Annotated in this window: 17 protein-coding genes; 10 read left to right on the forward strand and 7 right to left on the reverse strand. The window is 70.8% G+C overall.

The features are described 5' to 3' along the window. Positions 1–3 precede the first annotated feature (3 nt). From ACZ6C6_RS23195 to ACZ6C6_RS23215, 5 genes are all read left to right on the forward strand, one after another. Positions 4–201, forward strand: coding sequence for a hypothetical protein (locus ACZ6C6_RS23195; RefSeq protein ID WP_469205174.1), 198 nt, complete (start codon positions 4–6; stop codon positions 199–201). 227 nt (positions 202–428) lie between these two features. Then, entirely contained in the window at positions 429–716 is a 288-nt protein-coding gene (gene tatA, locus ACZ6C6_RS23200) for a Sec-independent protein translocase subunit TatA (protein ID WP_469205328.1), read from the forward strand. Positions 717–767: 51 nt separating this feature from the next. Beyond that, positions 768–1,718, forward strand: a complete 951-nt coding sequence (gene tatC / locus ACZ6C6_RS23205) for a twin-arginine translocase subunit TatC (RefSeq protein WP_469205175.1) — start codon at positions 768–770, stop codon at positions 1,716–1,718. 17 nt (positions 1,719–1,735) lie between these two features. After that, positions 1,736–2,653: a diacylglycerol kinase gene (locus tag ACZ6C6_RS23210; protein WP_469205176.1), complete on the forward strand. Its 918-nt coding sequence runs from the start codon at positions 1,736–1,738 to the stop codon at positions 2,651–2,653. 44 nt (positions 2,654–2,697) lie between these two features. Beyond that, positions 2,698–5,532 (forward strand): DEAD/DEAH box helicase, encoded by a 2,835-nt coding sequence (locus ACZ6C6_RS23215; RefSeq protein WP_469205177.1) that lies wholly within the window; start codon positions 2,698–2,700, stop codon positions 5,530–5,532. A 56-nt stretch (positions 5,533–5,588) separates the two neighbouring features. Here the strand turns inward: ACZ6C6_RS23215 and ACZ6C6_RS23220 are convergent, their stop codons facing one another. The 5 genes from ACZ6C6_RS23220 to ACZ6C6_RS23240 all read right to left on the reverse strand — a co-directional run bounded on the left by ACZ6C6_RS23220 (position 5,589) and on the right by ACZ6C6_RS23240 (position 10,079). Beyond that, positions 5,589–5,978: an SPW repeat protein gene (locus ACZ6C6_RS23220; protein ID WP_365687302.1), complete on the reverse strand. Its 390-nt coding sequence runs from the start codon at positions 5,976–5,978 to the stop codon at positions 5,589–5,591. Between the two features lie 231 nt (positions 5,979–6,209). Then, entirely contained in the window at positions 6,210–6,857 is a 648-nt protein-coding gene (locus ACZ6C6_RS23225) for a fasciclin domain-containing protein (protein WP_469205178.1), read from the reverse strand. Between the two features lie 109 nt (positions 6,858–6,966). Next, on the reverse strand, positions 6,967–8,511 hold the full coding sequence (locus ACZ6C6_RS23230; protein ID WP_469205329.1) for a molybdopterin-dependent oxidoreductase: 1,545 nt from the start codon (positions 8,509–8,511) through the stop codon (positions 6,967–6,969). Positions 8,512–8,736: 225 nt separating this feature from the next. Further along, a complete protein-coding gene (locus tag ACZ6C6_RS23235; protein WP_469205179.1) occupies positions 8,737–9,498 on the reverse strand; it encodes an anti-sigma factor in 762 nt (253 codons plus the stop codon). After that, a complete protein-coding gene (locus ACZ6C6_RS23240; protein ID WP_469205180.1) occupies positions 9,495–10,079 on the reverse strand; it encodes a sigma-70 family RNA polymerase sigma factor in 585 nt (194 codons plus the stop codon). The genes ACZ6C6_RS23235 and ACZ6C6_RS23240 overlap by 4 nt, the downstream gene beginning before the upstream one ends. Before the next feature lie 207 nt (positions 10,080–10,286). On the opposite strand from ACZ6C6_RS23240, the gene ACZ6C6_RS23245 reads away from it, so the two are divergent. From ACZ6C6_RS23245 to ACZ6C6_RS23255, 3 genes are all read left to right on the forward strand, one after another. Next, positions 10,287–10,922 (forward strand): PadR family transcriptional regulator, encoded by a 636-nt coding sequence (locus ACZ6C6_RS23245; protein WP_469205181.1) that lies wholly within the window; start codon positions 10,287–10,289, stop codon positions 10,920–10,922. A gap of 192 nt (positions 10,923–11,114) precedes the next feature. Beyond that, on the forward strand, positions 11,115–12,125 hold the full coding sequence (locus tag ACZ6C6_RS23250; protein ID WP_469205182.1) for an ABC transporter ATP-binding protein: 1,011 nt from the start codon (positions 11,115–11,117) through the stop codon (positions 12,123–12,125). Continuing rightward, positions 12,122–12,901: an ABC transporter permease gene (locus ACZ6C6_RS23255; protein ID WP_469205183.1), complete on the forward strand. Its 780-nt coding sequence runs from the start codon at positions 12,122–12,124 to the stop codon at positions 12,899–12,901. The genes ACZ6C6_RS23250 and ACZ6C6_RS23255 overlap by 4 nt, the downstream gene beginning before the upstream one ends. A 61-nt stretch (positions 12,902–12,962) precedes the next feature. On the opposite strand, the gene ACZ6C6_RS23260 is transcribed toward ACZ6C6_RS23255, so the two are convergent. Both ACZ6C6_RS23260 and ACZ6C6_RS23265 read right to left on the reverse strand, forming a co-directional pair. Continuing rightward, positions 12,963–13,805, reverse strand: a complete 843-nt coding sequence (locus tag ACZ6C6_RS23260; RefSeq protein ID WP_469205184.1) for a siderophore-interacting protein — start codon at positions 13,803–13,805, stop codon at positions 12,963–12,965. An 89-nt stretch (positions 13,806–13,894) separates the two neighbouring features. After that, positions 13,895–14,803 carry a 5'-3' exonuclease gene (locus ACZ6C6_RS23265; RefSeq protein WP_469205330.1) on the reverse strand — a complete coding sequence of 303 codons (909 nt, stop codon included), beginning with the start codon at positions 14,801–14,803 and terminating at the stop codon, positions 13,895–13,897. Between the two features lie 320 nt (positions 14,804–15,123). On the opposite strand from ACZ6C6_RS23265, the gene ACZ6C6_RS23270 reads away from it, so the two are divergent. After that, on the forward strand, positions 15,124–16,188 hold the full coding sequence (locus tag ACZ6C6_RS23270; RefSeq protein ID WP_469205185.1) for a quaternary amine ABC transporter ATP-binding protein: 1,065 nt from the start codon (positions 15,124–15,126) through the stop codon (positions 16,186–16,188). Next, positions 16,181–18,814 (forward strand): ABC transporter permease/substrate binding protein, encoded by a 2,634-nt coding sequence (locus tag ACZ6C6_RS23275; RefSeq protein WP_469205186.1) that lies wholly within the window; start codon positions 16,181–16,183, stop codon positions 18,812–18,814. The genes ACZ6C6_RS23270 and ACZ6C6_RS23275 overlap by 8 nt, the downstream gene beginning before the upstream one ends. Positions 18,815–18,838 lie beyond the last annotated feature (24 nt).

Here is an 18,838-nt window from a genome sequence, read left to right on the forward strand (position 1 = left end):
CGCATGTTCTGGCCCATGCTCGCCATCGCCCTGGGATTCCTCGGAATCGCCGTGCTCGGCACGCTGGCCATCAGGGTGTTCGTCGAGGCCCAGCGCCTCGGCCACCAGGTGACCCGTACCACGGAGCGCATCAACCGCGCGGCCGACGACCTGGAGCGAGCTGCCGAACGGCTCGCCGCCACGGGCCGGACCCTGCCCTGAGGCCCTTGAGGCCCCGTAGACGCGGCCTCCTGTTTCGGGAGCCCGGGAGGTACGCTGCTGCAGGACGGCCCAGGCAGGGAGGTGCGGGCCGCTATCGAAAGTATGCACGGGCATTGCCTCGCGTTTACTCCCGCGGGTTACGATCGCTGCCGGCGAATGGTCGGATGTGTATCCGCCACTCAAGGGCAGCGAGCCCACCTCCAGCCGCCTCAGCTAGAAGGAAGCACATCATGGGCAATCTGAAGCCTCTCGAGATCGTACTGATCATCGCTGTCATCCTGCTGTTGTTCGGCGCCAAGAAGCTTCCCGACATGGCCCGTTCGCTCGGCAAGTCGGCCCGCATCCTCAAGAGCGAGGCCAAGGCCATGAAGAAGGACGACGAGCCGACGGCCACCGCCACCACGGACGCCCCCGCCGACGCCCCGCAGGCCGCCGCCCGTACGATCCAGGCCGCGCCCGGTGACGTCACGAGCTCCCGCCCGGTGAGCGAACCGAAGCCCACCACCCAGAGCTGACCGCGCTGACGGACTCTTCCGTCAGCCGCCGCACGAGACGAGGGAAGTGGGTTGCTCAAGTCTGCCCGCAAGCAGGAGAAGGACAGCGAGGGGCGGATGCCTCTCGCTGATCACCTGCGAGAGTTGCGTAACCGACTGTTGATCGCCGTTGTGGGGATTCTCGTGATCACGGTGGTCACGGCCTTCTTCTACAAGGACCTGATCAACTTCCTGATCCGCCCGGTCCTGGAGTCCGTCGGTTGCGCCCACGGTGAGAGCAAGCAGGCCAACGGCAACCCGTGTGCCGAGATGACGGTGCAGGGTATTGTCGCGCCCTTCTCCATCGCCCTCAAGGTCTCCCTCATGGCCGGCGTGGTGTTCTCCACCCCGGTCTGGCTCTACCAGCTGTGGGCCTTCCTCGCCCCCGGTCTGCACAAGCACGAGAAGCGGTACGCGCTCGGCTTCGTCGGCGTCGGTGTCCCGCTCTTCCTGGTGGGCGCCGCTCTCGCCTACCTCCTGATGCCCCAGACCGTGTCCGTGCTGCAGGAATTCACCCCGGACAACACGAAGCCCCTGCTGCCCATCGACGACTACCTCAACATCATCACGCGCATGGTGGTCGTGTTCGGCCTCGCCTTCGAGCTGCCGCTTCTGCTCATCCTGCTGAACTTCACCGGGGTGCTCACGGCCAAGCGGCTCGGCTCCTGGTGGCGCTGGATGGTCATGGGCATCACGATCTTCGCCGCGGTGGCGACCCCCACCGGCGACCCGCTCACGATGATCACACTGGCCGCGCCCATCGTGGTGCTGTACTTCCTCGCGCTCGGCATCTGCATGGCCAACGACCGGCGCCGGAAGCGGAACAACCCCGACGCCGACCTCGATGACGACGAGGCATCGGAGCTCGACCTCACCCCCGAGGACATCGGCGACATGGAGCACGTCTCGGCGTCGCCCACGCTCCCCGGTCAGGCCGATGGCGGACGGTCCTCCGCGCGCGACGGTTACGACGACATCACCTGACCTTGTAGGGTCCCCGGGTGACCAGCGAGATCACCCTCTTCGTCAATCCCACCGCGGGACGCGGCCGGGGCGCGCGAGCCGCGCAGCCGGCCGCTTCCGCGTTGCGGGAGGCCGGTTTCTCCGTGCGCACGATCCTCGGCGAGGACGCCGGTGACGCGCTGCGCCGGGCGCGGGAAGCGGTCGCCGAGGGGACGGGCGCGCTCATAGCCGTCGGCGGGGACGGGCTCGTCTCCCTCGCCCTCCAGGCGGTCGCCGGGACGCTCACCCCGCTCGGCGTGGTGGCGGTGGGGACCGGCAACGACTTCGCGCGCGCCCTGGGCCTGCCGATACGCGACCCGGAGGCGGCGGGCCGGCTCGCCGCCGACGCGCTCAAGGGCCGGGCACCGGTGCGCGAGACCGACCTCGGCCGGGTCGGGGAACGCTGGTTCGGCTCCGTACTCGCCTCCGGCTTCGACTCCCGGGTCAACGACCGGGGCAACCGGATGCGCTGGGTGGGCGGCCGCTTCAAGTACGACCTGGCGATCCTCGCCGAGCTGGCCGCCTTCAAGCCGGTCACGTACCGCATGACGCTCGACGGCGGGCCCGCGCGCGAGATCCGGGCCACGCTCGTCGCGGTCGGCAACGGCACCTCGTACGGCGGCGGCATGCGCATCTGCGCGGACGCGGACATGAGCGACGGGCTCTTCGACATCACGGTGGTCGGCGAGTGCAGCCGTACGACCCTGCTCAAGGTCTTCCCCCGGGTGTACAAGGGGACGCACCTCAGCCACCCCGTCGTCACCGTGCACCGGGCCTCATCGGTCACCCTCGAAGCCGTCGGCGTCACCGCGTACGCGGACGGCGAACCGCTCGGCGCGCTCCCGGTGACCGCCACGTGCGTGCCGAAGGCGGTACGCCTGCTGGGGGCCTCCCCGGCCTCTGTCATGGGCGATTAAAGATCGCGTCACTGTCAGAGGTGGCGGGTAGGCTCGACAACAAGATGACAGAGGACCTCTCACCAGCTGAGCGCTACCAGGCTTCCCGGCTCCGGGCGGCCGAGCAGGCGACCGCCCTCGGGCCGTTCCGCGAGATGTACGACTTCGGTCTCGACCCGTATCAGATCGAGGCGTGCAAGGCGCTGGAGGCCGGGAAGGGCGTGCTCGTCGCCGCCCCCACCGGCTCGGGCAAGACGATCGTGGGCGAATTCGCCGTGCACCTCGCCCTGGAGCAGGGCCGCAAATGTTTCTACACCACGCCGATCAAGGCCCTGTCGAACCAGAAGTTCGCCGATCTGGTCCGGCGCTACGGCTCCGACAAGGTCGGCCTGCTCACCGGTGACAACAGCGTCAACGCGGACGCCCCGGTCGTCGTCATGACCACCGAGGTCCTGCGGAACATGCTGTACGCGGGCTCCCAGGCGCTGAACGGCCTCGGATACGTGGTCATGGACGAGGTGCACTACCTCTCCGACCGATTCCGGGGCGCCGTCTGGGAAGAGGTGATCATCCACCTCCCCGAGTCGGTCACCCTGGTCTCCCTGTCGGCGACCGTGTCCAACGCGGAGGAGTTCGGCGACTGGCTGGACACCGTGCGCGGCGACACCGAGGTGATCGTCTCCGAGCAGCGGCCCGTCCCGCTCTGGCAGCACGTGCTGGCCGGGCGCCGGATGTACGACCTCTTCGAGGAGGAGAGCGACCACGGCGGACGCGGCACCGGCCGCCGTGAGGTCAACCCCGACCTCGTCCGCCTCGCCCGCATGGAGAACCAGCGCGGGTACAACCCGCGCGAGCGCCGCCGGGGCAAGATGGTCCGCGAGGCCGACCGCGAGCGCGAGCGCCGCCAGCGCAGCCGGATCTGGACGCCCTCGCGCCCCGAGGTGATCGACCGGCTGGACGCCGAGGGGCTGCTCCCCGCGATCACGTTCATCTTCAGCCGGGCCGCCTGCGAGGCCGCCGTCCAGCAGTGCCTGCACGCCGGGCTCCGGCTCAACGACGACGACAAGCGCCGACTGGTCCGGGAGATCGTGGAGGAGCGGACGGCGTCCATCCCGTCCGAGGACCTGCACGTCCTGGGCTACTACGAGTGGCTGGAGGGCCTTGAGCGGGGTATCGCCGCGCACCACGCCGGGATGCTCCCGAGGTTCAAGGAGATCGTCGAGGAGCTGTTCGTCCGGGGCCTCGTCAAGGCCGTCTTCGCGACGGAGACGCTGGCGCTCGGCATCAACATGCCCGCGCGCTCGGTGGTCCTGGAGAAGCTCGTCAAGTGGAACGGCGAGCAGCACGCCGACATCACCCCCGGTGAGTACACCCAGCTCACCGGCCGTGCCGGACGGCGCGGGATCGACGTCGAGGGCCACGCCGTGGTGCTCTGGCAGCGCGGCATGGACCCGGGCGCCCTCGCCGGACTGGCCGGCACCCGCACGTATCCGCTGCGCTCCAGCTTCCGCCCCTCGTACAACATGGCCGTGAACCTGGTCCAGCAGTTCGGGCGGCACCGCTCGCGCGAGCTCCTGGAGACCTCTTTCGCGCAGTTCCAGGCAGACCGCTCGGTCGTCGGGATCTCCCGCCAGGTCCAGCGCAACGAGGAAGGTCTGGAGGGCTACCGCGAGGGCATGACCTGCCATCTCGGTGACTTCGAGGAGTACGCGCGGCTGCGCCGCGACCTCAAGGACCGGGAGACGGAGCTGGCCAAGCAGGGCGCGACGCAGCGGCGGGCCGCCGCGGCGGCGTCGCTGGAGAAGCTGAAGCCCGGCGATGTCATCCATGTGCCGACCGGCAAGTTCGCCGGCCTCGCGCTCGTCCTCGACCCCGGGCTTCCGGCCGGCCGCACCAACGGGCACGGGCACCGCGGCATGGAGTACCACGACGGGCCCCGCCCGCTGGTCCTCACCGCCGAGCGGCAGGTGAAGCGGCTCGCCGCGATCGACTTCCCGGTGCCGGTGGAGGCCGTGGAGCGGATGCGGGTGCCGAAGTCCTTCAACGCGCGCTCGCCGCAGTCGCGCCGGGACCTGGCCTCCGCGCTGCGGACCAAGGCCGGGCACATCGTCCCGGACCGGCACCGCCGGGGGCGTGCCCCCGCCGCCGACGACCGCGAGATCGCGCGGCTGCGGGCCGAGCTGCGCGCCCACCCCTGCCACGGGTGCGACGAGCGCGAGGACCACGCCCGCTGGGCCGAGCGCTACCACCGGCTCCAGCGCGACACCCGGCAGCTGGAGCGCCGCATCGAGGGGCGCACCAACACCATCGCCCGCACCTTCGACCGGATCGTCGCCCTGCTCACCGAGCTGGACTACCTGCGGGGCAGCGAGGTCACCGAGCACGGGAAGCGGCTGGCCCGGCTCTACGGCGAGCTGGACCTGCTGGCGAGCGAGTGCCTGCGCGCCGGTGTCTGGGAGGGGCTGAACGCGGCGGAGCTCGCGGCGTGCGTCTCCGCCCTGGTGTACGAGGCGCGGCAGGCCGACGACGCGGTGGCGCCGAAGCTGCCGTCGGGCCCCGCGAGGACCGCGTTGGGCGAGATGGTCCGCATCTGGGGGCGGCTCGACTCCCTGGAGGAGGACTTCAAGATCAACCAGGCGGAGGGGGTCGGCCAGCGCGAGCCCGACCTCGGTTTCGCCTGGGCGGTGTACATGTGGGCGTCGGGCCGCTCGCTGGACGAGGTGCTGCGCGAGGCGGACATGCCGGCGGGCGACTTCGTGCGCTGGTGCAAGCAGGTCATCGACGTGCTGGGCCAGGTGGCCGCCGCCGCGCCGCGCGAGAACAGCACGGTGGCACGGAACGCCCGGAAGGCGGTCGACGAGGTGCTGCGGGGCGTGGTCGCGTACAGCTCGCTGGGCTGAGACACGCGGAAGCCGGCCGGGCGCGCGGTCCGGTCGGCTTCTGTGCGGCTCCCTTTCTAGGACCGGCCGCCCCGGCTCATTTTCATCGACGCGCCCGCGCAGACCAGTCCGAGCAGGGCGGTCAGTCCGCCGATGATGACGTTGTTGAGGATGACGCCGGTGTCCGGACTGCTGCCCACCACCCAGGGCGAGATGATCATCCACGCACCCATGGCGCAGATGGCCCAGCTCAGGCCGTACATCCGCTGCGGCATCGCGGTGAACCCGAGGCCGAGGAGGGCGATCGCGATGCCCATGACCAGGTTGTGCGTCACCAGAGCGGACTGCGACGTGGTGAAGTGCAGCACCCACGGGGAGACGGCGCAGTAGAGACCGACCAGAAAGACCGGCGCGTCCACGAGCGCGACGTCGCGGCCGCCCATCACGCGGGCATAGCGGTCGCTCATTTCCGATACATCGGGGTGTCCGGCCATGTCGTGGCCGACGTGCGAGACGTTTGACATGAGTTTCGTCCCCTTCGGATCATGCGGACCCGGTCACCGCCACGCGCGGGAAGTGGCCCGCACTGCCCATTCTGCGCTTATCCGTTGCTTATGTGTAGGTTTGCGGCGACCGGATTCCGTGCGATCCGCACCGGCCCTCGCGGTGGGCCGCCGGGCCCACCGCGAGGAACGCGATCAGGCGGCGGGCGGCATCAGGACCGTGTCCACGATGTAGACCGTGGCGTTGGCCGTGGGGACGTTGCCGCAGACGACCTTCGACGAGTCGTTCACGGTGTACGTCATGTCCGAACCGGAGGTCGTCAGCTCGCCCTTCTCCAGGGTCTCGAAGGAGCCCTTCTCCAGCTGCTCCGGCGTCAGCTTCTGGCCCACCACGTGGTAGGTGAGGACCTTGGTGAGTGCGTCCTTGTCGGCCAGCAGCTTGTCCAGGTCGGCCTTCGGGACCTTGGCGAAGGCGTCGTTGGTCGGGGCGAACACGGTGATGTTCTGCGCGTTGTTGAGCGTGTCCACCAGGCCGGCCTTCTTGACCGCGGTGACCAGGGTGGACAGGGCCGGGTTGTTCGACGCGGCCGTGGCGACGGGGTCCTTCGCCATGCCGGTGAAGGACCCGGCGCCGCTCTTCGGGACCGAGGCGCAGGCCGGGCCGAAGGGCTTGTCCGGGTCCATGGACTTCTCGGCGGACGGCGAGGCCGGGGCCTTGGCGGAGCCGGCGGCCGGTCCGGCCGCGCTGTCCTTGGAGTCGTCGGAGCAGGCCGTCAGGGCCAGCGGCAGGAGGAGCGCGGCGGACAGCGCGACGGCGGCGCGGCGGGCGTGGATGACCTTCATGATGTTCTCCTGTTTGGGTAACTGATTGACTGCGTAGGGTAATTGGGCTGGGGTGTGTGCGGCCCGGACCGACGGCGCCCAGGTCGGGGGAGGCGGCGGGACCGCGTGTTCAGGACACGTTGACCACCACCGTGTGCCGGCCGGTGGCGCCGTCCGGCACGGTGCCGGTGCGCCGGGCGGTCTGGGTGGCGCCGGTCCCGTCGGTCGCGCGGACCTCCAGGGTGTGGCTGCCCCGGGTGGCCGGCCACTCCCACACCCACTGGCGCCAGATGTCCCGGCCGGCGCCCGCGGCGAGTCGCGCCGGGTGCCACGGGCCGCCGTCCACCCGGACCTCGACCCGGGTGATCCCGCGGTGCTGGGCCCAGGCCACCCCGGCGACCGCCACCGTGCCCGCCTTGGGGGAGGCGAACGGGCGCGGGGTGTCGATGCGGGCCTGGGTCTTGACGGGTGCCCGCCGGGACCAGGACCGCTTCACCCAGTACGCGTCGTACGCGTCGAAGGTGGTCAGCTCGATGTCCTTGATCCATTTGCAGGCCGACACGTATCCGTACAGGCCGGGGACGACCATCCGGACCGGGAAACCGTGCTCGAAGGGCAGCGGCTCCCCGTTCATGCCGAAGGCGAGCAGGGCGTCGCGACCGTCCATGACGTCCTCGACCGGGGTGCCGATCGTCATGCCGTCCACCGAACGCGCCACGAGCTGGTCGGCCGGTCCGCCCTCGGAGGGTGGGCGCACCCCCGCCTCGCGCAGCAGGTCGGCCAGGCGCACACCGAGCCACCGGGCGTTGCCGACGTACGGCCCGCCCACCTCGTTCGAGACGCAGGTCAGCGTGATGTCGCGCTCCACGGCCTCCCGGCGCACCAGATCCTCGAAGGTGAGCGTCACCGGACGGGGCACGCCCTTCCCGTGGATCCGCAGCCGCCACGCCCCGGCGTCCACCCTCGGCACGACCAGGGCCGTGTCGACGCGGTAGAAGTCCTTGTTGGGCGTGACGAACGGGCTCAGCCCCCGGATCGCCAGCTCCGCGCCGGACGGCACGGCGGGGGCGGGTGAGGCGGGCGCGGGGAGCTTCAGATCGCGGCGGGACGCCGCGGCATCGGCCCGCACGGCCGAGGTGCGCCGTCGCCCCAGCAGCCCCGCCCCGGCGGAGGCCGCCGCCGCGACACCCGCCGCGACGACGAACCCACGCCGGTCGAAGCCCCCGGTGGCCCGCTCTCCGGCCGGGCGGACCGGGACCAGCCGCCCGGACAGCAGATACAGCACCCCCGCACCCGCCAGCGCACCCACCACCGACGGCAGCGCGTCCAGGGCCTGGCCCTCGGGCCGTCCGACCGCCGCCACCGCCCCGACCGCGCCGAAGACCAGTACGGCCGCCGAGCCGGCGATCCGGTGGCGGAGCGTCAGCAGCCCGACCGCCACGGCGAACAGCGCCAGGATCGTCAGGATCCCGAGCTCCAGGACCAGCTTGTCGTCGGTCCCGAAGTTCCGTACGGCGAAGTCCTTCAGCGCCGGGGGAGTGCGGTCGATCACCGCACCGCCCACCGCCGTCACCGGACCCGCCTCGGGCCGCACCAGCGCCGCCGCGAGCTCGGCGACGGCCAGCGCGCTGAACCCGGCGATCACACCGCTGAGCGCGGCGCAGGCCGCCCGCAGCACGCGGGACCGCCGGGGCTCGGTGGCCCCGGTCTCCGGATCGTTCCGCTTTTCACTCACGCCGGGAATTCGGTGCCGGGCCCCCGCCGGATTGGTCTGTCACCTGATCGAGTGACGGCCGGATGACGCCGTTCCGCCGAGCCACCGGCAACGCGTCACTTCCGGAGAGGCATACGCGCCGGAGCCGAAGCGGGCCGGTCCGGGGAGCCCCGGGCCGGCCGCCGCTCACGCGGGCAGCTCCATCAGCGCCACCGGGTCCGAGGTCGGCCGCGCCGAACCGCCCGCCGGTTCCACGGTGATGCCCATGCCCGTGGCCCCGTCGACCGGGCCGTCGAGAAGCGTCGTGTACGTGGTCGAGGACGGGCCCGAGGCGTGCAGCAGGCCCGCCGGGCGCATCGTGTCGCCGTCGGCGAACCACAGCTGGTAGACCTTCCCGCTGGGAGCCTCGGGCAGCCCGGAGGCGAGGAACACCGCCCGGTCCTCGCTCCGCGAGACCACCACCGTGCCCTGCGCCCCGTCGTCCAGCTTGCCGGAAGCGGTCTTCGCGTCGGGCGCGGCGAGGACCCGGGCCAGCTGCTCGGCGCGCAGCCGGGCCGCGTCCGCCTGCCGCTGCGCGTCCCGCGCCTCCTGGTGCTGCCACACGGCGATCCCGCCGAAGCCCGCCACCGCGGCGAGGCACGCGGCCAGGGCGAACCGGGACCACCGGGCCCCGCCGCGCCACCGGCCCGTGGAGCGCTCGCGGCGGGGCAGGGCGGGCGGTTCCTGGCGTACGGTCGTGATCTCCCGGAGCACCCGCTCCCGCAGCTCACGGGGGGCCGGTGCGGCGACGGCGAGGCCGAGGCGGGTCGCGGTCTCGGAGAGTTCGCGCACCTCGGTGGAGCAGGCTTCGCAGTCGCCCAGGTGCCGTTCGAAGTCCTGGCGTTCGTTGTCCGGCAGGGCGTGCAGGGCGTAGGCGCCCGTCAGTGTGTGGAGTCCGGCGTCGGTCATGAGGCCACCCCGAGGCAGTCGCGCATCCGGATCAGCCCGTCGCGCAGTCGAGTCTTGATCGTGCCGAGCGGCACCGCGAGCAGTTCGGCCACCTCGCGATAGGTGAGGCCCCGGTAGTACGCCAGGGTGACGGACTCCCGCTGGAGTTCGGAGAGCGTCCGCATGCAGCGGCGCACCTGTTCCCGTTCGAGCCGGGTCTCGACCTGTTCGGTGACCTCGTCGAAGGCGGGGGTGCGGTCGAGGAGGGCGGCCTTGTGCTCGCGGGCGGCGGACGCCTGTGCCGAGCGCACCCGGTCGACGGCGCGGCGGTGGGCGAGGGTCAGCACCCAGTTCATGGCGCTGCCCCGGGCGGCCTGGAAACGGGACGCGGTGCGCCACACCTCCACCAGGACCTCCTGGACGACCTCCTCCGACTGGGCGGGGTCGCGCAGCACCGCGCGGACGAGCCCGAGCACCGGCCCGCTCACCGCGTCGTAGACCTTGGCGAACGCCTCCTGGTCGCCCCGGGCGACCTGGCCCATGAGCTCCTGGAGGTCGGGCCCCGCCGAGGCCGTTCCGCTGATGTACACGGCTTCTTTCACGCCGGGTTCCCTTCGGTGGTCATCGCTCTCCGGAGGTGATTCGGAGCCGGTGCCCCGGCGGATTGGCCGGAATCCGGGGATCCTTCCACGACCTCGCGCAGGACCGGCCCGGAAACGCGATACATCGTGGTTGACGCGTCTTCGGAAATCGAGCTATGTTCGGCCACGAGTATTCGGGGGCGAGGGAAAGTCCGGAGGTGGGGGGCCGTGGCCAAGAGGCGCAAGCTCAGCAATCCGCTGGCGCTCACGGTGATGGTGCTGCTCGCCGAGCGGTGCATGCATCCGTACGAGATCGCCCAGACCCTCCGCAGGCGCGGCAAGCAGCACAGTGTGAAGATCAACTTCGGCTCGCTCTACACCGTCGTCCAGAACCTGGAGAAGCACGGGTACGTCGAGGTGGCGGGCGTACAACGCCAGGGCAACCGCCCGGAGCGCACGCTGTACGGCCTCACCGAGGCCGGGCGCGCCGAGATGCTGCACTGGCTGTCCGACCTGATCGCGGTGCCGGCCGAGGAGTATCCGGTCTTCGACACGGCCCTGGCCCTGCTTCCCGCGCTGCCCCCGGAGGAGGTGGGCGAGCTCCTCGTGGACCGCGAGCAGGCGCAGACCGTGCGGGCCGCGGCGCTGCGCGGGGTGCTCGCCCAGCTCGGGGACTCGGTGCCCCGCGTCTTCGTCGTGGAGACGGAGTACCAGCTCCACATGCTGGAGGCGCAGCTGGAATGGATCCGTACCTTCCGCAAGGAGATCGGCGAGGCCACCATCAGCGGCATCGAGGAGTGGAAGTCGTTCCACGAGACCGGCGAGGTCCCGCAGGACTGGCAGGACCTCGAAGACCGGGAGTAAGCAGAAGAAGACCCCGGCGGGTCCGTTGCAGCGGTCCGCGCCGGGGTCTCGAACCCCAAAGCCGGACCACCGTGGAGGCGGCCCGGGCGATCGAGGTGCGGCACACCCAGGATAGCCCGGCACTCCTCACACGGACCGGCCCGACGGCGTCCGCCGAACCGGACGCCCGGCCGACCAGAGGAGAGCTCCGTCATGAGCACCCGTGCGCCCGCTGTCGAGGCGCGACACATCGTCAAGACCTATCCGGGAGGCGTCACCGCGCTGCGCGGCATGGACCTCACCGTCACCGCGGGCACCGTCTTCGGGCTCCTCGGGCCCAACGGCGCAGGGAAGTCCACCACCGTCAAGATCCTCACCACCCTCGCCCGCCCCGACTCCGGGACCGCCTCCGTCGCCGGGCACGACGTCCTCGCCCACCCGGACCGGGTGCGCCGCGCGATCGGTGTCGTCGCCCAGAAGTCCGGCGCCGACCCGGTCGCCACCGGCCGCGAGAACCTGCTCCTCCAGGGCCGGCTGTACGGGATGCGGCGCGCGGCCGTGCAGCGCCGCGCCGATGAGCTGCTGGAGCGGTTCTCCCTCGCGGACGCCGGGAAGCGCCTGGTCAAGGGGTACTCGGGCGGCATGCTGCGCCGCCTGGACGTGGCGCTCGGGCTGATGCACCGTCCCGAGGTGCTGTTCCTGGACGAGCCGACGACCGGGCTCGACCCGGAGGCCCGTACGGCGATGTGGGACGAGATATCCCGGCTGGCCGGCGACGAGGGCCTGACCATCGTCCTGACCACCCACTACCTGGAGGAGGCGGACCGCCTCGCGGAACGCATCGCGATAGTCGACCGCGGCCGGGTCGTGGTCGAGGGCACCCCCGACGAGCTCAAGGGCGAGCTGCGCGGCGACGCCGTCCATGTGGAGCTGCGCGCGGACGCCGGTCCCGAGGCCGTCACCGCGCTCACCGGGCTGCCCGGGGTCCACGAGGCGGTGGCCGAGGGGCGCCGGGTCAGTGTCCGGGCCGAGGACGGCGCGGCGGCGGTGCCCGTGCTGCTGGCCGCGCTCGAACAGGCCGGGGCCGCCGTCGCGGCGGCCACCGTCGCCCGCCCCTCGCTGGACGACGTCTATCTGCGGTACGCCGGCCGCCGATTCCAGGACGCGGAGTCCGAGGTCGCGGCGACCGCCTCCGAGCCCGCCCTCGCGGGAGGTGCCCGATGAGCGGTCAGGTCCTCGTCCACACCTGGTACATGACGCAGCGCCAGCTGATGGCGATCCTCCGGCAGCCCGTGTTCCTCGCGATGGCCCTCATCCAGCCGGTGATCTGGCTCTTCCTCTTCGGCAACCTGTTCCGGAAGGTGGTCGAGCTCGGCGGCTTCGGCACCACCTCCTACCTGGACTACCTCGTCCCCGGCATCGTCGTGATGAGCGCCCTCGGGTCGAGCATGTGGGCCGGGATGGGCACCCTGGAGGAGATCGAGCGCGGCACGCTCAACCGCTTCCTGACCACGCCGGTCAGCCGGAACGCCCTGATGAACGCCAATGTCGTGCAGAACGGCATCGCCAACACCGCCCAGTCCGTCATCATCCTGCTGCTCGGCTGGGCGGCCGGGGCCGGCTATCCGGGCGGGGCCGCCGGGCTGCTGATCCTGGTCGCCGCCTCGGTGCTGCTCGGCACCGTCTTCGGGGCGCTCTCGAACGCCGTGGGCATGATCGTGCGGGAGCGGGAGTCGATCATCGGTATCAACACCTTCCTGCTGATGCCGCTCACCTTCCTGTCCACGTCCTTCATGGCCGCGAGCCAGATGCCCGGCTGGATGCGGGACATCGCCGCCTTCAATCCGGCCAACTGGGCCATGGTGGCCGGACGTTCCGCGCTGGGTGCTGATCCCGACTGGCAACTGGTCGTCACCCGGTGCGGCGGGCTGCTGCTGCTCGCCGTGGCCGCCGTGGCACTGTCGACCCGCACGTTCCGCTCGTACCAGAAGTCGGTCTGACCCGCCGGACAACGCTGTGCCCCGGTCCACCGGACCGGGGCACAGCCACGCCGTACGAAGGTCAGGCCGCGCTCTCCTGCTCGCGCTCCACCTGCTCGTTCCACTGGCGCTTGACGGAGCGCCACGCCTCGTCGTCGTGGCCGAGCCGCCAGTAGCCGGAGATCGACAGCTGCGAGGCGGGGATCTCGCGCTCAAGGCGCAGGTGGCGGCGGATCTCCTTGACGAAGCCCGCCTCACCGTGCACGAACGCCTGGACCCGGCCGGACGGGAACTCCAGCTTCCGCACCGCCTCGGTGAGCGCCTCGCCGAACGGGCGCCCGGCCCGGTGCAGCCAGGTGACCGACACGCCGTCCGGTGTGGCGATCTTCTGCTCCTCCGCAGCGTCCGCCACCTCGACGTACGCGTGCACCACCGCGCCCGCCGGCATCTGCTCCAGCGCGGCGGCGACGGCCGGCAGCGCGCTCTCGTCGCCCGCCAGCAGGTGCCAGTCCGCCGAGGCGTCGGGGGCGTAACCCCCGCCGGGGCCCAGGAACGTCACCTGGTCGCCCGGGACCGCGCGCGCCGCCCAGGGTCCGGCGAGGCCCTCGTCGCCGTGCACCACGAAGTCGATCGTCAGCTCCCGGGCGGCCGGGTCCCAGGAACGCACCGTGTAGGTACGGGTGGTGGGCCACAGCTCGCGGGGGTACTCCTCGCGGATGCGGGCCACGTCGAAGGGGTGGGTGTAGTCCGCGCCCTCCGGGGCGAAGCACAGCTTGACGTAATGGTCGGTGAAGCCCGCGAGTGCGAACTCGGCGAGACCGTCGCCGCCGAGCACCACCCGGATCATGTGCGGGGTGATCTGCTCGGTGCGCAGGACCTGCGCCCCCTGAGCCTGCGGTGCCCGCCGCTCCGGTCGATCTGCCACGAGGTCTGCTCCCTGCTGCCGGAATTGGAAAACCGCCAACCGATGCCCCCGATGCGGACATCGGTCTTAGGGTCACCTAACCTAACACCTCAGGGTCGCAGTGCGGAGTGGAGGCGCTGGAGGGCTCCGCCCAGCCCCCACCGGGTCGCGAGCGCGTCGAGGGCGGCCGGGTCGCGCGGAGCGGCGGGCAGCGCAGGGTCGAAGCCGGGCAGTGGTACGTCACCGGCGACCCGCACCACCTTCGGTGCGACGGCCACGTAGGCGCGGGCCTCGTCGAGCCGCCTGCGCTGCGAGGGCGTCAGCTTCGCCGACGGATCGTCCACCGCCGCCATGATCCCGGCCAGATCGCCGAAGGCGTCCAGCAGCTTTGCCGCGGTCTTCTCGCCGATCCCGGGCACGCCCGGCAGTCCGTCGCTCGGGTCACCGCGCAGCAGCGCCAGGTCCACGTACCCGGGGCCGTCCACCCCGTACTTCTCGCGCAGCCACGCCTCGTCCGTCACCTGGAGGGTGCCGACCCCCTTCAGCGGGTAGAGCACCCGCACCCCGCGGGCGTCGTCCACCAGCTGGTAGAGGTCCCGGTCGCCGGTGACGATGTCGACCGGTCCGGCCGCCCGTCCGGTCAGCGTGCCGATCACGTCGTCCGCCTCGTACCCCTCGGCGCCGACCCGGGCGATGCCCAGCGCGTCCAGCACGTCGGCGATGACCGGGACCTGCGGGGCCAGGGTGTCCGGCGTCTCCTCCTCGTCGGGCACGCCCGCCCCGGTCTCGACGGCCACCCGGTGCGCCTTGTACGTCGGGATGAGGTCGACGCGCCACTGCGGCCGCCAGTCCGCGTCCCAGCACGCGACGAGGTCGTCCGGCCGGTGGTCCTGCACCAGGCGGCCGATGAAGTCCAGCAGGCCGCGCACGGCGTTGACCGGGGTGCCGTCGGGCGCGCGCACCGAGTCGGGCACGCCGAAGTAGGCGCGGAAGTAGAGGGAAGCGGTGTCGAGGAGCATCAGGCGTCGCGTCACACGCCGATGATGCCGCACGGCACCGACAGCGGCCGCCGCGGACGCGGTTCCCGGAAAACCAGGGTGTTTTATATGATCCAGGTCACTCTTGTGTTTGGTCCGGGTAAGTGGGGGCAGGCGCGCCATCGGAGCGGCCCACGTCGCATTTTCAACTAGTGCATGTGCCATGCGGACAGAAGCCGCGCCGCTCCACGGTCTGCCGGCGGGGGAGGCAGACCGTTCTCGGTTCAACGCGTGAGGTGTATGTGTCCAGGCTGCAAGCCGAGCACTTGTACAAAGTGTTCGGCAGACGACCCGATCAAGCCGTGCAGATGCTGCGGAACGGCACAGGCCGCGACGCGCTGCGCGCCGACGGAACCACCGCAGCGGTGATCGACGCCTCGTTCACCGTCGAACCGGGCCAGATCTTCGTCGTGATGGGGCTGTCCGGCTCGGGCAAGTCCACGCTCCTGCGGATGCTCAACGGCCTGCTGGAGCCCACCTCCGGCCAGGTGCTCTTCGACGGCCAGGACCTGACCGCCCTGAGCCCCGCCGAGCTCCGCCACGTGCGCTCCACCAAGATCAGCATGGTGTTCCAGCACTTCGCGCTCTTCCCCCACCGGAGCGTCCTGGAGAACGCCGCGTACGGCCTGGAGGTGCAGGGCGTCCCGCGCGCCGAGCGGAACCGCCGCGCCACCGATGCCCTGGAGCTGACCGGCCTGGCCGGCTGGGAGAAGTCCTGGCCCGACGAGCTGTCCGGCGGCATGCAGCAGCGCGTGGGCCTCGCCCGCGCGCTCGCCACCGACGCCGACCTGCTCCTGATGGACGAATCCTTCAGCGCGCTCGACCCGCTGATCCGCCGGGACATGCAGGACCAGCTCCTGGAGCTCCAGAAGCGGCTGAAGAAGACCATCGTCTTCATCACCCACGACCTCAACGAGGCCATGCGCCTCGGCGACCGCATCGCCGTGATGCGCGACGGCGAGATAGTCCAGCTCGGCACCGCCGAGGACATCCTCGTCACCCCGGCCAACGACTACGTCGCCTCCTTCACCCAGGACGTGGACCGTGCCCGGGTGCTGACCGCCGGCGCGATCATGGCCGAGACGGACACGGTCATCGGCACCGTCTGCGACCAGGGCAAGGAGATCCGGAACACCGACGACGTGCTCCGGGCGACCCCTGCCACCGTCACCGAGTCCACGCCGATCATCGAGCTGTTCACGCCCTGCTCGCAGAGCCGGGTCGCGGTCGCCGTGACCGACGACAAGGGCAAGCTCGTCGGCGTCGTGCCCCGCGAGCGGCTGCTCGCCGTGCTCGGTGAGCCGATGACCCCTGCCCAGGCTCCCCAGGACGCCGCGACCTCGCTGAAGAAGGTGGCCGGTGTTTAGGCTCCATCTCGGCGACTGGGTCGACTCCGCGGTCGACTGGCTCCAGAACCACCTCTCCTGGCTCTTCGACTTCATCAGCTCCGTCGTGAGCGGCATGTTCGACGGCATCGCCGCCGTGCTCTCCGCTCCGGCACCCCTGCTCTTCGCGGGCATCGTCGCCGTCATCGCCTGGTGGCTGCGCGGTCTGCTCGCCGGTGTTCTCGCCTTCGTCGGCTTCGCCCTCATCGACTCGGTCGAATTGTGGGACGAGGCGATGGACACGCTCACCCTGGTGCTCGTCGCGACGATCGTGACGCTGGTGCTGGCCGTGCCGCTCGGCATCTGGGCCTCCCGGTCCAAGACGGTGAGCGCGGTGACCCGGCCGGTCCTGGACTTCATGCAGACCATGCCCGCCATGGTCTACCTGATCCCCGGCGTCATCTTCTTCGGTGTCGGTGTCGTTCCCGGCATCATCGCCACCATCATCTTCGCGCTGCCCCCGGGCGTCCGGATGACCGAACTCGGCATCCGCCAGGTCGACGGCGAGCTGGTCGAGGCGGCCGAGGCGTTCGGCACGACCTCCCGCAACACCCTGCTGCGCGTCCAGCTGCCGCTGGCGCTGCCCACGATCATGGCGGGCATCAACCAGGTCATCATGCTGGGCCTGTCCATGGTGGTCATCGCCGGCATGGTCGGCGGCGGCGGCCTCGGCGGCTCCGTCTACCGGGCCATCGGCAACGTCGACGTCGGCCTGGGCTTCGAGGCCGGTGTCTCGATCGTCATCCTGGCCATGTACCTGGACCGGATGACCAGCGCCCTGGGCCGCGAGGTCTCCCCGCTCGCCCGCCGCGCGCTCGCCAAGGCCCAGTCGATGGCCGGCGGCCTGAAGATCTGGCACCACCGCCCGCAGCCCGTCGTCGCCGTCGCGGGCGTCGTCGCCCTGGCGCTCGTCGCCGGCGGCATGGGGATCTTCGGCTCCTCCGACGACGAGGCCGTCGCGGCCTCCGACACGAAGAACATCGGCGCCGGCAAGAAGATCAGCATGGGCTACATCCCGTGGGACGAGGGCATCGCCTCCACCTTCCTGTGGAAGGAGCTGCTGGAGCGGCGCGGCTTCGAGGTCGACGTCAAGCAGTACGAGGCCGGCGCGCTCTACACCGGCATGGCGAGCGGTCAGATCGACTTCGAGACCGACTCCTGGCTGCCGGTCACCCACGCCTCGTACTGGAAGAAGTACAAGGACCGCCTGGAGGACATGGGCTCCTGGTACGGCCCCACCTCGCTGGAGCTGGCCGTTCCCACGTACGTCAAGGACGTGAAGTCCCTGACCGACCTCAAGGGCAAGGCGTCCGACTTCAAGGGCCGGATCGTCGGCATCGAGCCCAGCGCCGGTGAGATGGGCCTGCTCAAGGACAAGATCCTGCCGGGCTACGGCCTGGACAAGGAGTACAAGGTCGTCGACGGCTCCACGCCGTCCATGCTGGCCGAGCTGAAGCGCGCGTACGCCAAGAAGGAACCGATCGTCGTCCCGCTGTGGTCGCCGCACTGGGCGTACAACCAGTTCGAGCTGACCAAGCTCAAGGACCCCAAGAACCTCTGGGGCAAGGGCGACGGCATCCACACGCTGACCCGCAAGGGCTTCGCCGGGGACAACCCCGAGGTCGGCAAGTGGCTCAAGGACTTCAAGATGAGCGAGGACCAGCTCACCAGCCTTGAGGCCCAGATCCAGAAGAGCGGCTCCGGCAAGGAGCAGGAGGCGGTCCGCACCTGGCTGAAGGCCAACCCGGACGTCGCCGACAAGTGGACCCCGGTCGAGAAGTCCGCCCCGGCCAAGGGCGCGAACGGCAAGGACGAGCGCGACCGCCCGGTCGAGATGGCCTGGTTCCCCTGGGAGGAGGACATCGCCGCCACGTACCTGTGGAAGGCCGTCCTGGAGGAGCGCGGCTACAAGATCAACCTCAAGCAGTTCGAGGTCGGTCCGATGTACACCGCGATGTCGCGCGGCCAGATCGACGTGCAGTTCGACGGCTGGCTCCCCTTCACCCAGAAGAACTACTGGGACAAGTACGGCTCCAAGCTGACGGACATCGGCTCCTGGTACGGCCCCACCTCCATCGAGGTCGCGGTGCCCGACTACGTCAAGGACGTGAAGTCCCTGGCCGACCTCAAGGGCAAGAGCTCGAAGTTCAAGGGCCGCATCGTGGGCATCGAGCCCGGCACCGCCACGATGGAGAACCTGAAGAAGAACGTGCTCCCGGCCTACGGCCTGGACGACGAGTACAAGGTGGTCGACTCCTCGACGCCCGGCATGCTCGCCGAGCTGAAGCGCGCGTACGCCAAGAAGGAGCCCATCGCCGTTCTGCTGTGGACCCCGCACTGGGCGTACAGCGAGTACGGGATGACCAAGCTCAAGGACCCGAAGAAGGCGTTCGGTGAGGGCGACCGGCTGCACACCATCGCCTCCAAGGAGTTCCCGGAGAACTACCCGCAGCTGACGAAGTGGTTCAAGGACTTCAAGCTGAGCGAGGAGCAGCTCGCCGGCCTGGAGAACCAGATCCAGAAGCTCGGTACAGGGCACGAAGAGGACGCCGTGAAGGCCTGGCTGGAGAAGAACCCGGGCATCGCGGACAAGATGGCCCCCCAGTAGGAGCCGTCACCGGCCCTCACCAGG

It is taken from the genome of Streptomyces sp. NPDC041814 (assembly GCF_055590565.1).